General features: G+C 58.1%; 11 protein-coding genes, 1 tRNA gene and 2 pseudogenes. 1 reads left to right on the top strand and 13 read right to left on the bottom strand.

What is annotated here, in order from left to right; translation table 11 throughout:
• Positions 1-591: 591 nt before the first annotated feature.
• The 8 genes from alr to rnr form a co-directional block, all read right to left on the bottom strand.
• Positions 592-1,674, bottom strand: coding sequence for an alanine racemase (gene alr, locus BM395_RS07895; protein ID WP_069898559.1), 1,083 nt, complete (start codon positions 1,672-1,674; stop codon positions 592-594).
• A gap of 98 nt (positions 1,675-1,772) precedes the next feature.
• A complete protein-coding gene (gene dnaB / locus BM395_RS07890) occupies positions 1,773-3,167 on the bottom strand; it encodes a replicative DNA helicase (protein WP_069898269.1) in 1,395 nt (464 codons plus the stop codon).
• Positions 3,168-3,286: 119 nt separating this feature from the next.
• Positions 3,287-3,733, bottom strand: coding sequence for a 50S ribosomal protein L9 (gene rplI / locus BM395_RS07885; protein WP_069898270.1), 447 nt, complete (start codon positions 3,731-3,733; stop codon positions 3,287-3,289).
• A gap of 21 nt (positions 3,734-3,754) precedes the next feature.
• A complete protein-coding gene (locus tag BM395_RS07880) occupies positions 3,755-4,648 on the bottom strand; it encodes a YybS family protein (RefSeq protein ID WP_069898271.1) in 894 nt (297 codons plus the stop codon).
• 35 nt (positions 4,649-4,683) lie between these two features.
• Positions 4,684-4,914 carry a 30S ribosomal protein S18 gene (rpsR, locus tag BM395_RS07875; protein WP_003246847.1) on the bottom strand — a complete coding sequence of 77 codons (231 nt, stop codon included), beginning with the start codon at positions 4,912-4,914 and terminating at the stop codon, positions 4,684-4,686.
• A 28-nt stretch (positions 4,915-4,942) separates the two neighbouring features.
• Entirely contained in the window at positions 4,943-5,365 is a 423-nt protein-coding gene (gene rpsF / locus BM395_RS07870) for a 30S ribosomal protein S6 (RefSeq protein ID WP_069898272.1), read from the bottom strand.
• A gap of 335 nt (positions 5,366-5,700) precedes the next feature.
• A complete protein-coding gene (gene rlmB, locus BM395_RS07865) occupies positions 5,701-6,447 on the bottom strand; it encodes a 23S rRNA (guanosine(2251)-2'-O)-methyltransferase RlmB (RefSeq protein ID WP_069898273.1) in 747 nt (248 codons plus the stop codon).
• Positions 6,444-8,993, bottom strand: a complete 2,550-nt coding sequence (rnr, locus tag BM395_RS07860; RefSeq protein WP_090510359.1) for a ribonuclease R — start codon at positions 8,991-8,993, stop codon at positions 6,444-6,446. Before rnr ends, rlmB begins: the two co-directional genes overlap by 4 nt.
• A gap of 207 nt (positions 8,994-9,200) precedes the next feature.
• Between rnr and BM395_RS07855 the strand changes: the two genes are divergently transcribed.
• Positions 9,201-9,287: transfer RNA gene (locus tag BM395_RS07855), tRNA-Leu, on the top strand.
• A gap of 172 nt (positions 9,288-9,459) precedes the next feature.
• On the opposite strand, the pseudogene BM395_RS23835 reads toward BM395_RS07855, so the two are convergent.
• The 5 genes and pseudogenes from BM395_RS23835 to BM395_RS07835 form a co-directional block, all read right to left on the bottom strand.
• Positions 9,460-9,954 (bottom strand): annotated as a pseudogene (locus BM395_RS23835) (methyl-accepting chemotaxis protein); the annotation flags it as partial.
• 363 nt (positions 9,955-10,317) lie between these two features.
• A pseudogene (locus BM395_RS23830) lies at positions 10,318-10,578 on the bottom strand (HAMP domain-containing protein); the annotation flags it as partial.
• 1,108 nt (positions 10,579-11,686) lie between these two features.
• Complete coding sequence (locus tag BM395_RS07845; protein ID WP_069898276.1) at positions 11,687-12,982, bottom strand: adenylosuccinate synthase; 1,296 nt, start codon at positions 12,980-12,982, stop codon at positions 11,687-11,689.
• A 91-nt stretch (positions 12,983-13,073) separates the two neighbouring features.
• Positions 13,074-14,261 (bottom strand): ATP phosphoribosyltransferase regulatory subunit, encoded by a 1,188-nt coding sequence (locus BM395_RS07840; protein ID WP_069898277.1) that lies wholly within the window; start codon positions 14,259-14,261, stop codon positions 13,074-13,076.
• 37 nt (positions 14,262-14,298) lie between these two features.
• Entirely contained in the window at positions 14,299-14,484 is a 186-nt protein-coding gene (locus BM395_RS07835; protein WP_069898278.1) for a DUF2065 domain-containing protein, read from the bottom strand.
• Between the last annotated feature and the right edge of the window lie 79 nt (positions 14,485-14,563).

Raw genomic sequence — 14,563 nt, 5'->3', positions numbered from 1 at the left:
GCAGATACACCAATGACAGGTGCTCGAAGTCAGTGCCCTTGTCACGTTCGGACAGTGCTTTCTCGCGGAAGCTGGCAAGGATCTGGGATAAAACTGATGGCATCGTACGTTCCTTATTTATCGTGCTTCTAGGCAATCACAGAGCCTGACGCTACGCTCCAGATCCGTCCTGAAATCCAGTACTTATGGGTGCCGGGTGAGCTAGCACATGAGGAGGCTCCACACTCAGTTCCGGTTTATGAGAAGAATTGTAAGATGCTATAATTACACATGCAATTCCGCTTTACAGGCTTTATGTTACGCTAGACTGAAAAGGGATTTACACACTCAGTTCCGGATACTCTACAAATTCAGGCTTAGCGCCAGCGTTCAAAAAACCAAAATCCAAAATCCAATCAAGAGCAGACCGCGCACAGCAGGCCATCCGCCATGTCGGAAGCCGCGATGCGGAATCCGACCTCCAGGTCGCGCGGTTCACGGAGGATGGATTAGCCGCAATGCGGCGTAATCCGTCATGGCATTACGTCGGTGGAATGCATAACCCGATACACAGCAAATCACGGAGATTAGACTCCGTGCCTTACCCCAACCTCAATCCTCCTGCACATACCGCCGCGGCACCCGCGCGGTCACCTTGGTCAACAACTCATAACCAATCGTCCCCGCCGCACTGGCGACCTCATCAACGGGCAACTGCTCGCCCCAAAGCTGCACCGCATCGCCGACCTCGGCTTGCGGCAAATCAGTCAGATCAACCGTAAGCATGTCCATCGACACACGCCCCACCAACGGCACACGCTGCCCGCGAACAACCAACGGCGTACCCGCCGGTGCATGACGCGGATAACCATCCGCATAACCGCAACTCACCGTACCAATCCGGCTCACCCGCAGCGCCTCCCAGCCAGCGCCGTACCCCACGGTCTCACCCACCTCGACGGTACGAATCGCAATCAGCTCGGCATCCAGTTGCATCGCCGGTTTAAGGCCAAGCTCAGCCGCGCCGAGATCAGCAAACGGTGTGGCGCCATACAACATGATCCCCGGCCGCAACCAATCCATATGCGCCGCGGGGATGGTCAGAATCGCCGCCGAGTTAGCCAGTGAGCGCTGATCAAAATCCAGATCCAGCACCTCAAGAAAACGTTCGAGCTGATCTTCAGTCAGTGTATGCCCGCGCTCATCTGCACAGGCAAAATGGCTCATCAGGTTCAGTTCGCCAACCTGCTTCGCGCCTTGCAGCCGGGCATGGTTTTCTCGCAGCAGATGATCATCAAAGCCCAGCCGATGCATGCCGCTGTCGAGCTTCATCCACACATTCAGCGGCTGCTCGATGTCCAACGCCAATAGTTGATCAACCTGACGCTGGCTTTGCACCACGACATCAAGGCGCAGCTGCGCCGCCAACTGCAACTCGACAGCCTCAAAACAGCCCTCAAGCAGCAACACCCGGGCGTTTGCATGCAGCGCCCGAACCTCACAGGCCTCCTCAAGACAGGCCACGGCGAATCCATCGGCCTCGTCATGCAGCGCAGTCACCACTTCGCGCACGCCATGCCCGTAAGCATTGGCTTTGACCACGGCAAATGCTTCGCGGCCCGGCGCACAGCGCTTGGCAACGGCATAGTTGTGGCGGATGGCAGACAGATTGATGGTGGCGACGAGCGGGCGCATGAATACGGCATCCTCAAACAAAACAGGCGCTCAGTTTAACCACTGAACGCCTGTTTTAATCATGCTGCGGCATTTAAACCGCTGAGAGCCGCTACGCCTTAGTCGTCATCGAACTGGTAGCTGCCCGGCGCAAGGTTCTCGAAGCGCGAGTATTTGCCGAGGAAAGCCAGGCGCGTGGTGCCGATTGGACCGTTACGCTGCTTACCGATGATGATTTCCGCCACGCCCTTGTACTCGGTTTCGGGGTGATAAACCTCATCGCGGTAGACGAACATGATGATGTCGGCGTCCTGCTCGATCGCACCCGATTCACGCAAGTCGGAGTTGATCGGGCGTTTGTTGGGGCGCTGCTCAAGGCCACGGTTCAGCTGCGAGAGCGCAATCACCGGGCAGTTGAATTCTTTGGCCAAGGCTTTTAGCGAGCGGGAGATTTCAGAAATCTCGTTCACCCGGCTTTCGCTGCTGGAGCCGGGGATCTGCATGAGCTGCAAGTAGTCGACCATGATCATGCCGATCTCTCCATGCTCACGCGCCAGACGCCGCGTGCGCGCGCGCATTTCAGACGGTGAAATACCGGCGGTATCGTCGATGAACAGCTTGCGGTCGTTGAGCAGGTTGACCGCCGAGGTCAGGCGCGGCCAATCGTCATCATCGAGACGCCCGGCACGCACCTTGGTCTGATCGATGCGCCCCAGCGATGCGAGCATACGCATAACGATCGAGTCGGATGGCATCTCCAGCGAGTAGACGATGATCGCCTTGTCACTGCGCAACACGGCGTTCTCGACGAGGTTCATGGCGAAGGTGGTCTTACCCATCGACGGACGACCGGCAACGATCACCAGATCCGCTGGCTGCAAGCCGCTGGTCTGTGCATCCAGATCAGTAAAGCCTGTGGACAGGCCGGTAATGTCGTCACCGCTGTTGAACAGGGTGTCGATGCGGTCGATGGCCTTGACCAGAATATCGTTGATCGCCATCGGCCCGCCGGTCTTCGGCCGGGCCTCGGCAATCTGGAAAATCAGTCGCTCGGCTTCATCGAGGATTTCCTCGCCAGTGCGGCCTTCCGGTGAGTAGGCGCTGTCGGCGATCTCGCCGCTAATGCCGATTAGCTGACGCAAGGTGGCGCGCTCACGGATGATCTGCGCGTAAGCCTTGATGTTGGCAACCGACGGGGTGTTTTTCGCCAGCTCGCCCAGATACGCCAAACCGCCGGTTTGCGAGAGCTGGCCTTCTTTATCCAGCTGCTCGGACAAGGTGACCACGTCAAACGGCTGATTGCGCTCGGCCAGCTTGTAGATTGCACGGAAGATCAACCGGTGATCGTGGCGATAAAAGTCGCCATCAGACACCTGATCAAGCACCCGCTCCCAAGCGTTGTTGTCGAGCATCAGGCCGCCAAGCACAGCCTGCTCAGCCTCGATTGAGTGCGGCGGCACCTTGAGGGCAGAGGTTTGCAGGTCGTATTGCTCGGGAATGCTGATCTCGTTCATAAGCTCTGAGAAAAATGAGTGGCAATAAAAAACAAAAGGCACGACATCGCTTGCGCAATGACGTGCCTAATTGTCAGCAGACCTGCACCGAAGTGCAAGACCGCTATGTCGCATACTGCTTACGCAGCAACAACAATCAGCTTAACAGTCGCTTCAACGTCAGTGTGCAGGTGCACAGCAACGTCGTATTCGCCAACTTGACGAATAGTGCCGTTCGGCAGACGAACTTCAGCTTTAGCTACTTCAACGCCAGAGGCGGTCAGTGCGTCAGCGATGTCGTGAGTACCGATCGAACCGAACAGCTTGCCTTCGTCACCCGCAGTAGCGGTGATGGTGACTTCCAGTTCGCCCAGTTGAGCAGCGCGAGCTTCAGCCGAAGCTTTCTTCTCAGCAGCCAGCTTTTCCAGCTCGGCGCGGCGTGCTTCAAAAGCAGCAACGTTAGCAGCGGTAGCAGCAGTTGCTTTGCCTTTCGGCAGCAGGAAGTTACGGCCGTAACCAGCCTTAACATTCACTTTGTCGCCCAGGTTGCCCAGGTTGGCGATTTTTTCCAGAAGGATGACTTCCATTTGGGTCTTACCTCTTAACTTTTAACCTTCACCGTTCGTGGGGCCAGTGCCGTTTTTGCGCACGTAACGACCACGAAAATCAAACAGACTATCGACTATGGCCAAGACCACGAGTAACGGATAAGTCAGCTGCATAAACAGCAACAGCGTGATGTACAGCCCAACCAGCCAGAACTTCGCCAGCCGCCCTTGCGCCACCAGCCCATGAATCAGGGCGATGCCCGCAAACGCCAACGGTACGCTACACAACGGTGTCAGCATTGCCAGTTGCAGGCCCAGATTAGGACCGACCAGCATGCCTACCAGTAGCAACATCGCCAACGGCGGCGGCAATCTCAGTGCGCGAAACTCGCGCCCAAAACCACCCGGGTTGTACAGCAACGCCTGCCAATAACGCCCAAGAACCAGGCTTAACAGGCTGACTATCTGCAACAAGGCTGCTATCAATCCGGTCAGGACCGGTGCAATCAGGCTACCCAGGCGAGCTTGCTCGTCTACCGACATCTGCTGGTAGACCCCATCTAGCATTTGCGGCATGAGCTTTTGGATCTCACCCGCCATTGCATCGATGGGTTCGCGAAACTGCGCACCCAGAACCAACCCATACACCAGGCCCAATGCCACGCTGCAAAGCAGCACACGGTTCCAGGACTCGCTGGCGCGCAACAACAACGCCAGCCCTAATGCACCGAACAACACCAAAAGGGTGCGCGGCTCACCAAAATACCACCAGCCAATGGCCGGTAATAAAGCCCAGATCAGAATGCTTAACGCATCCCTCAAACCGCGCCGCAGGAGCACCAGGCAACCTGCAGCAGCACTTAACCAGAACAACAGCGGCAATGCCGCCGAAATGACCACTACCAGAGTGGCCTGCACACGGCCGCGCATAATGAATTCAGCGATGGCACGCATGCGTATATCCCTTACTACTTGTCGAACATCCGGTCTTAGCGGCCGTGGCTGTCGGTGTAGGGCAGCAGGGCCAGGAAGCGGGCGCGCTTGATAGCGGTAGCCAGCTGACGCTGATAACGAGCCTTAGTACCGGTGATACGGCTAGGAACGATTTTGCCGGTTTCCGAGATGTAAGCTTTCAGCGTGTTGAGATCTTTGAAATCGATCTCTTTCACGTCTTCAGCGGTGAAACGGCAGAATTTACGACGACGGAAGAAACGTGCCATTTGATAGGCTCCTCAATAGATCCGTGGATTACTCGTCAGCGTTGTCGCTGTCGTTGTTGTCGCTGTCATTGCTGTCATTGCTGTCAGAATGCTCAGGACGGTCACGACGCTCACGGCGCTCACTGCGGTTTTCTTCGGCCTTCAGCATCTCGGACTGCTCAACAACAGCTTCGTCGCGACGGATGACAAGGTTACGGATCACAGCATCGTTGTAGCGGAAGTTGTCTTCCAGCTCAGCCAAAGCTTTGCCAGTGCACTCAACGTTCAGCATCACGTAGTGTGCTTTGTGGACGTTGTTGATGGCGTAAGCCAGCTGACGACGGCCCCAATCTTCCAGACGGTGGATTTTGCCGCCGTCTTCTTCGATCAGCTTGGTGTAACGCTCAACCATGCCGCCGACTTGCTCGCTCTGGTCCGGGTGAACCAGAAAGATGATTTCGTAATGACGCATAAATGCTCCTTACGGGTTGTAGCCTGCCGCCAAACGCGGTCAGGCAAGGAGTGAATATCACTTGTTTGTCTTGCCAGTTAACGGCGCGCGCAAGCGCCTGCCACAACAGCAAGGGCCGACATTCTAGAGAAGCCCCCTGCTCCACGCAAGATTAATTGGTGAATATTTGAACAATCAGGCAACAGACTGCCAGTGCAGCCAAAGATAACGCCCAACCCTTGCAGGCCACTGCAGGCGCCGGATGCGTAAAGCTCAGAGCAGCCCACAGGCTGTAAATGAACCCTGAAAGCAACGCTGCAACTGCGCCATCTCTGGCACAGTTGCAGACGAGAGGCTTACTTGGGCTTGCGGCGCTGACGCAATGCCTCGAAGAGACACACGCCGGTGGCGACCGAAACGTTCAGGCTGCTGACGCTGCCTGCCATCGGCAGCTTGACCAGATAATCGCAGTGCTCACGCGTCAGGCGGCGCATGCCTTTGCCTTCTGCGCCCATGATCAGCACGGTTGGGCCGGTCATATCCTGATCATAAACCTCGACCTCGGCTTCACCCGCCGTACCGACCACCCACAGACCACGCTGCTGGAGCTTCTCCAGACTGCGCGCCAAATTGGTAACAGCCACCAGCGGCACGACTTCAGCGGCGCCGCAAGCCACTTTACGCACCACCGGCGTCAGCGTTGCCGATTTGTCTTTGGTGACGATTACAGCCAGCGCGCCGGCCGCATCGGCGGTGCGCAAGCAAGCGCCAAGGTTGTGCGGGTCGGTTACGCCATCAAGCACCAGCAACAGCGGTGGGCCTTCGCAACGATCGAGCAGCTCCTCAAGCATCGCCTCGCCCCAGACCTGACTCGGGCTGACTTCCGCAACGACGCCCTGATGCACGCCCTCGACCCAGGAGTCCATCTCGCGGCGCTCGCACTGGCCGATGGTCACGCGCGATTGCGTGGCCAGTTCGACCAATGTTTGCACGCGCGGATCACTGCGCCCATCCGCCAGCCACACGTGCTTGACGCGCTTGGGATGGTGACGCAACAACGCTTCCACGGCATGCACGCCGTAGATTTTTTCCAGTTGACTCATGACTTCGCCTTACGTTTACGCGGCGCGCCAGACTTGCCTTCCGCACCGGCCTTTGGCGGCCCCTTGCGGTGCTTGCTTGGCTTCGCCGCCTTGCTGTCGGACTTGGCCGGCGTGGCTTTGCTGCCGCTACGGCTCTTGCCCGACTTAGATTTCGACTCGGCCAGCAATGCCTTCTTCACATCGCGGCTTTTTTGCACATCGGTGTTACCCGGCTTGGCGCGATCACCGCGTGAACTGCGCGGCGCACGGCCGTCATCGCCACGCTTACGACCGACTGCCGCATTGGCAGCGCCTTCGGACATTTCGAAGTCGATTTTGCGCTCATCGAGATCAACGCGCATGACGCGCACTTCAACCGTATCGCCCAGACGGAAGTTACGTCCGCTGCGCTCGCCGGCCAAACGGTGATGAACCGGATCGAAGTGATAGTAATCGCCCGGCAAAGCCGTAACGTGCACCAGACCTTCGACATAAATATCGGTCAGCTCGACGAACAGACCAAAGCCTGTGACCGCCGTAATCACGCCCGGGAAAACCTCGCCGACGCGGTCTTTCATGAACTCGCACTTGAGCCAGTTGACCACATCACGCGTCGCTTCATCGGCGCGGCGCTCGGACATCGAGCACTGCTCGCCCAACTCTTCAAGCATGGCCTCGTCGTACGGATAAATCCGCGCTTTAGGCATGCTCGTCGCACCGGCACGCTTGACGTGCGGCGTGTCGATACGCGAACGGATAACGCTGCGAATCGCGCGGTGAATCAACGGATCCGGGTAGCGACGAATCGGCGAGGTAAAGTGCGCGTAAGCATCGTAATTGAGACCGAAGTGACCCTGATTATCGGCGCTGTACACCGCCTGGCTCAACGAACGCAGCATCACGGTCTGGATCAGGTGGTAATCCGGACGGTCTTTGATGGTTTCAAGCAACGCCTGATAGTCCTTCGGCGACGGGCCATCCTTGGATTTGCCGCGCTGCAATGACAAGCCAAGCTCACCCAGAAATGCCTTGAGCTTTTCCAGCCGCTCTGGCGGCGGGCCATCGTGCACCCGATACAGCGCAGGAATTTCATGCTTCTGCATGAACGCAGCCGTCGCCACGTTGGCCGCCAGCATGCACTCCTCAATCAGCTTGTGAGCATCGTTGCGCTGGGTCGGCAGGATTTCGGCAATTTTACGCCCGGAACCGAAGATGATCCGGGTTTCCTGAGTTTCAAAATCAATCGCACCACGCTCGTGACGCGCCGACAACAGCACCTGATACAGCGAATAGAGCTGCTTGAGATCCGGCAGCACTTCTTTGTACTCGCTGCGCAGCTGTTTGCCTTCAGTACTCTTCGGCTGTTCAAGCATGGCGCTGACCTTGTTGTAGGTCAGGCGGGCATGCGAGTGAATCACGGCCTCATAGAACTGATAATCGGTCATCTGGCCGGTTTTCGAGATAGTCATCTCGCAAACCATCGCCAAACGGTCGACATGCGGATTCAGCGAGCACAGGCCATTGGACAACTCTTCCGGCAGCATCGGGATAACCCGCTCCGGGAAATACACCGAGTTGCCACGCACCTGCGCTTCAGCGTCCAACGCCGAACCGACTTTTACGTAATGTGAAACGTCGGCGATGGCCACATAAAGCTTCCAGCCACCGGAGAACAAGCGCCAGCTGCCGCCACTCTTCTCGCAATACACAGCGTCGTCGAAGTCACGGGCATCTTCACCGTCAATCGTGACGAATGGCAGATGGCGCAGATCAACACGCTTCTCTTTGTCTTTCTCTTCGACTTCCGGCTTGAGCTTGTGGGCTTCCTTGATCACGGCATCCGGCCACACGTGCGGAATGTCGTAGGTGCGCAAGGCCACATCGATTTCCATGCCCGGCGCCATGTAATTGCCCACCACTTCGGTGACATCACCCTGCGGCTGGAAGCGCTGAGTCGGCCAATGGGTGATCGTTACCTGCACGAACTGCCCTTGCTTGGCACCGCCATTGCGGCCCTGAGTGACCAGCACTTCCTGCTGGATTTTCGGGTTATCCGGAATAACGAAGCCAATGCCGCTCTCTTCGTAGTAGCGACCGACGATGGTTTCATGGCCACGCGAGATCACTTCGACCACGGCGCCTTCACGACGACCACGACGGTCGAGGCCCGCAACGCGAGCCAGCGCACGGTCACCATCAAACACTAGGCGCATTTGCGCCGGGCTCAGGAACAGGTCGTCGCTGCCGTCATCCGGCACCAGAAAACCAAAGCCATCACGGTGGCCACTGATCCGGCCCAATACCAGATCCAGCTTGTCGACCGGCGCGTACGTACCACGGCGGGTGTAAATAAGCTGACCGTCACGCTCCATAGCGCGCAGCCGGCGACGCAGGGCTTCTACCTGCTCATCTGTTGTCAGCCCGAACTCTTCGAGCAGTTGTTCACGGTTCGCAGGCGAGCCACGTTCGGCGAGATGCGAAAGAATCAACTCCCGACTTGGGATAGGGTTTTCATATTTTTCCGCTTCACGAGCGGCCTCGGGATCGAGGGATTGCCAATCGGCCATTAGAGGGGTTTCACCTTTTCTATATAAATTCGGTTTGCCATGTGCCTATTGAAGCGCGAAAACGGGGTCTAGGTCAGCCGCGATGTGCTCAATAAAAAAAATTTACTCTAGGGCTTTACAAGTAAAAACCTGATCCGTATTATGCGCGCCACAACGACGGCAAACGTAGTTGTAGTTGATAGTAAATGAGCGATCATTGCAATCAATGCCCAGGTGGTGAAATTGGTAGACACGCCAGCTTCAGGTGCTGGTGACCTTACGGTCGTGGAAGTTCGAGTCTTCTCCTGGGCACCAATTCAAAAAAACCGAGCCAAACGCTCGGTTTTTTATTGCCTGCAATTTGGCATTCCCTGCACCGATCCGCTCACTCACGCTCTTAAGTCTAGGCGCTCAAAGCCGGAAAGGAAATTTCCAGCCTTGAGAACACCTGCGGCAACTATAACCTAACGCCTGTTGCCGATTCTTTTCAGACCCGGAACTGCCCCAGGCTTGCACGCAGTTGCGCCGCCAGCCCATCAAGCACACGGCCACTGGTGGCTGTCGCCGCCACAACTTCTTCGGCGCGACGCGCTTCGGTGTGAATCACCTCTACCCGCCCCCGCACAGCATTTGCACCTTGCGCTTGTTGTTCAGCAGCCACGGCAGCAGCGTTGATTACCTCATGCACCTGCTCGACTGCATCACGAACCGCCTGCTGCAAGCGATCGCTTTCGCGCAAGGCTGAAAGCCCTTGCTCGGCATGCCGGCCAGCCTGACCAATCGCACTGACGGCCTCCCGCGCACCTTGCTGCAACGCCGTGATGTGCGCCTGAATACTGCCGGTGGATTGCTGGGTCTTGCTGGCCAGCGCCCGGACTTCATCGGCAACCACGGCAAAACCGCGCCCCGTCTCGCCCGCACGCGCTGCCTCAATTGCAGCATTCAGAGCCAGTAGATTGGTTTGTTCGGCGATGCCGTGAATAACGGTCAGCACCTCTTCGATTTGCTCGCTCTGTTTTGCCAGCTTCTCGATAACCGCCGAACCCGTGCCGACGCTCTCGACCAGCTCGGCAATAGAGTTACCCACGTCACGCGCCAATGCGGCGTTATCCTCGGTCGCCTGACGAATAGAGGTGACACGCTGCTGCGCTTCCTGCATGGAATGGCTTTCATGCTGCGCTTCCACCGCCATCTGTTGCAAGGCCGCCAGACTGCCCGCGACCTCATCGCGCTGGCGACCTGCCGCCGACTCGGCCGCCGCACTGTGCTGCGCCAAGCCCTGAATTTCCTGACCGGTGCGCACGGCAACTTCACCCGCCTCGCGCACGATTGGCTGCAACTTGGCGACAAACCGGTTAACCGCAGCCGCCATATCCACGATTTCGTCGTCGCCCTTGATCCGCACCCGACGCGTTAGATCGCCCTCGCCAGCCGCCCAGTCGTCCAGCGCTGCGATCAGCGTATGCAGTTTGCTGACAACACGCCGCCCCAACACCACCGCCAACAGCAGCAATACACCCAGCCCGACCAGCGCCAGACCGACCGTGATATTCCAGCGCAAGCCGGCCGCGGCGGATTCGACTGCCTGACGGCTGTTATCCGACATATTCTTGGCCGCTTGCTGGGCACTGCTCAAGCGCGCCGACAACGCTGCACTGCTATCGCTGGCCGCACCGCTCAATCCCTCGGAAACCAACTTGCCACTGCTGTCGATCAGGTCATCAAAGCGCTGATCCAGCGCCGCCAGCTCATCACTAACACCGGCTGTGGAGACCCCGAGAATGACCTTGCCGATCTCGCTGCCCATCGGGCTGATCGACGCTTCGACGCGATACACACCAGGATCATCGCTGGCCGCATTGATCAACTTATCCAGCGCGCCGCGCCCCTCGCCTTTGGCAATCAGCGCCTTGATGCGCGGATCAGCGCGATTGACGTGACGAGTCAGGCGCTCGCCCTGCGCATCCAGATACACCACGAACAACACGCTCGGGTTGCGCTGCGCCATGCGCACCAACTCGGTCAGCGCCGGCACATCGTTATCCCAGATAGCTTTTGGCGACACCGCCGCCAGCAGTTGCGCCAGATCATTGGCCGACTGCTGCAAGTTACGCTCAAGAACGCCGCGCAACTGCTCCTGCTCGCCACTGAGCTTCTGCGAGAGGCCTTGCGCAAGTTTTTCCTGCGTGCGCGCCGACAAGCCCTCAAGGCCGCCAGTCACCTCGCGCCCCGCCTCTTGCAGCTCGGTAGACAGCTGCTGGCTGTCCGCACCCAGGCGCTGAGCCAGTTCATCCACCAGCGAAGTCACCGTTGCACTGGTCAACAGCACCGCCACCAACACTTGCACCAACAACGCCAGAATCAGCGCAATAAACACCGGGCGCAGCAAACGACTGCGCAACAACGAAGAAATGGCAAACACGGGGGCAGCTCCTCATAAACCGTATCGACTGTAACGGCGACTTCAGGGATTTATTGAGGGCAGGCAAGCTCCGTACCAAGGTTTATTTTGCAGATGAGACGTAGTCCCGGGGAATGCGATGCAGCCACATGGCAGATAGGGGCGCGAGTGATGTGAACAAGGGGATTGCCGTGACGGATCGCGGCGGTTGCCGCCATCCATCCTCCGGATTGGTGAAGCCATCGGGGGATGGTGCTTCAGAAACAACAAAGGGCCGCCATTGGCGACCCTTCGTGGTGCAGCTACCTGGCTATCAGGCGAACGGGTGACGCAGAACGATGGTTTCGTTGCGGTCAGGGCCGGTCGATACGATATCAATCGGCGCACCCACCAGCTCTTCAACACGCTTGATGTAAGCACGTGCGTTGGCTGGCAGCTCGTCCAGAGACTTGGCACCCACTGTCGACTCGCTCCAGCCCGGCACGGTTTCGTACACTGGCTGCAGGCCGATGTAGCTGTCGGCGTCAGTTGGCGCGTCAACCAGCACTTCACCATTCTGGTCTTTGTAGCCGACGCAGATGTTGATGTTTTCCAGGCCGTCGAGAACGTCCAGCTTGGTCAGGCACAGGCCCGAGATGCTGTTGATTTCGATAGCGCGACGCAGGATCACGGCATCGAACCAGCCGCAACGACGGGCACGGCCGGTGGTCGCACCAAACTCGTGGCCACGCTTGGCGAGGAATGCACCGGTCTCATCGAACAGCTCAGTCGGGAAAGGACCCGAACCCACGCGAGTGGTGTAAGCCTTGGTGATACCCAGAATGTAATCGAGGTACATCGGGCCAAAACCAGAACCGGTGGCGATGCCGCCAGCAGTGGTGTTGGAGCTGGTCACGTACGGATAAGTACCGTGGTCGATATCCAGCAGAGAACCCTGAGCGCCTTCAAACATGATGTCTTTCGAGTCACGGCGCATTTCATGCAGCACAGCTGTGACATCAGTCATCATCGGCTTCAGCAGCTCAGCGTATTCCATGCACTCGTCGAGTGTTTTCTGGAAGTCGATGGCCGGCTCTTTGTAGTAATTCTGCAGTACAAAGTTATGGTAATCGAGCAGCTCGCCGAGCTTGGAGGCAAAACGCTCACGGTGGAACAGGTCACCGATGCGCAGACCGCGACGGGCCACTTTGTCTTCGTAAGCCGGGCCAATGCCGCGACCGGTAGTGCCGATCTTGGCGTCGCCACGAGCCTTCTCACGCGCCTGATCCAGCGCTACGTGATAAGACAGGATCAGCGGGCACGAAGGGCTGATGCGCAGGCGCTCACGCACTGGTACGCCTTTCTCTTCGAGCTTGTTGATTTCGCGCAGCAGCGCGTCGGGCGCAACCACCACACCGTTACCGATGAGGCACTGCACGCCATCACGCAGGATGCCCGACGGGATCAGGTGCAGGACGGTTTTCTCGCCGTCGATGACCAGCGTGTGGCCCGCGTTGTGGCCACCCTGGTAGCGCACAACAGCAGCAGCCTGCTCAGTCAGCAGGTCAACAATCTTACCCTTGCCCTCATCACCCCATTGGGTGCCCAGGACTACGACATTCTTACCCATAACACTTGTCCTCTTAGCGCAAGCTGGTTACCGGAGTCATCCGGCATAACAAATCGTGATGGCCGATCGAACAGCACATCAGTATGGCCGGTTATGACGCCAGCGGTACTACCTGCCATCGTCCATCAAGCAATTGCAGCTGACTGCCACAGCCAGCTTCCAGTGCATCAGCCATTGTCTGCTCGGGCAGCGCCTGAATCACGCGCGCACCCTGCTGACGAAGCTTTTGCACGGCTTGCCACAGGTAAACATCATGGTTATCCGGAGCCCAGATACCGGGCTCCACTTCATCAAGCTGCATCTGACCCAGGGTGACCAGTGTTTTCAGGTCAGTCGAGAAGCCAGTCGCCGGGCGGGCGCGACCGAAGTCGGCGCCGATGTCATCGTAACGACCGCCCTGAGCAATGGCCGAACCTTCGCCCGGCACGAACGCGGCAAACACTACACCGGTGTGGTAGTGATAGCCGCGCAGCTCGCCCAGATCAAAGTACAGCGGTAATTCCGGATAGCGCAGGCTCAGCGCATCAGCAATCGCCAGCAGTTCGTCGAGCGCTGCATGCACATCATCCGGCGCCTCGACCAGACAGGCCTGAGCCAGGTCCAGCACTTCACGACCACCGCACAATTCAGCCAGCGAGCGCAGCATCTTGCTCAGCTGAGCCGGCAAGTCTTCGGTCAGCGCAGCAATTTCGTCCATTGCCTTGCGCTGCAAAGCATCGAACAGCTGCTGCTCGACTGCGCCCGACAACTTGGCAGCACGGGCCAGGCCGCGGTAGATACCGACATGGCCGAGGTCCATATGCACGTCCGGCACTGCAGCCAGCTCAAGGGTGTTCACCAGCAAGCTGATGACCTCGACATCACTGGCCGGGCTGGCATCGCCATACAACTCTGCGCCCAACTGGATCGGGCTGCGCGAGGTGGTCAGCGCACGCGGTTGTGCATGCAGCACACTACCGGCGTAGCACAGGCGGCTCGGCCCTTCACGGCGCAAGGTATGCGCATCAATGCGCGCAACCTGCGGGGTGATATCGGCACGGAAGCCCATTTGCCGACCCGAAAGCGGATCGACCACTTTAAACGTGCGCAGGTCGAGATCCTGGCCAGCGCCGGTCAACAGCGACTCCAGATACTCGATATGCGGCGTTACTACGAATTCATAACCCCAGCGCTGAAACAGATCCAGCACCTGACGCCGCGCCACTTCGATGCGCGCAGCTTCTGGAGGCAGTACTTCTTCAATGCCATCTGGCAGGAGCCAGCGGTCTACCGTCGCCATTTCGCCATTCCCCTCTTGAACCGGGCGGCACAAGCCTTTAGTGAAGCAGATAAAGGAGCGCTGTTCCCAGCAGCATGCTGGCCAGCCCCATGAGACGTAGATTGCGATCCGACAGCTGAGTCAATTGCACAGCCGCACCACGCCAACCGCGCGGATAGAGGAAGGGCAGGATGCCTTCTAGCACCAGCACAAAACACAACGCTATGCCTATTTCCTGCCACATGATTCCCACAGACGCAAAAAAGCCGGGATTTTCCCGGCTGCTGCATCATACCACGTTTTCAACAACGGTCACCCCGAAG

Origin of the sequence: Pseudomonas marincola, from assembly GCF_900116605.1 — a bacterium.
GTDB classification, from domain to species: Bacteria; Pseudomonadota; Gammaproteobacteria; order Pseudomonadales; family Pseudomonadaceae; genus Aquipseudomonas; species Aquipseudomonas marincola.
This window is presented reverse-complemented; position numbering and strand designations above follow the sequence as displayed.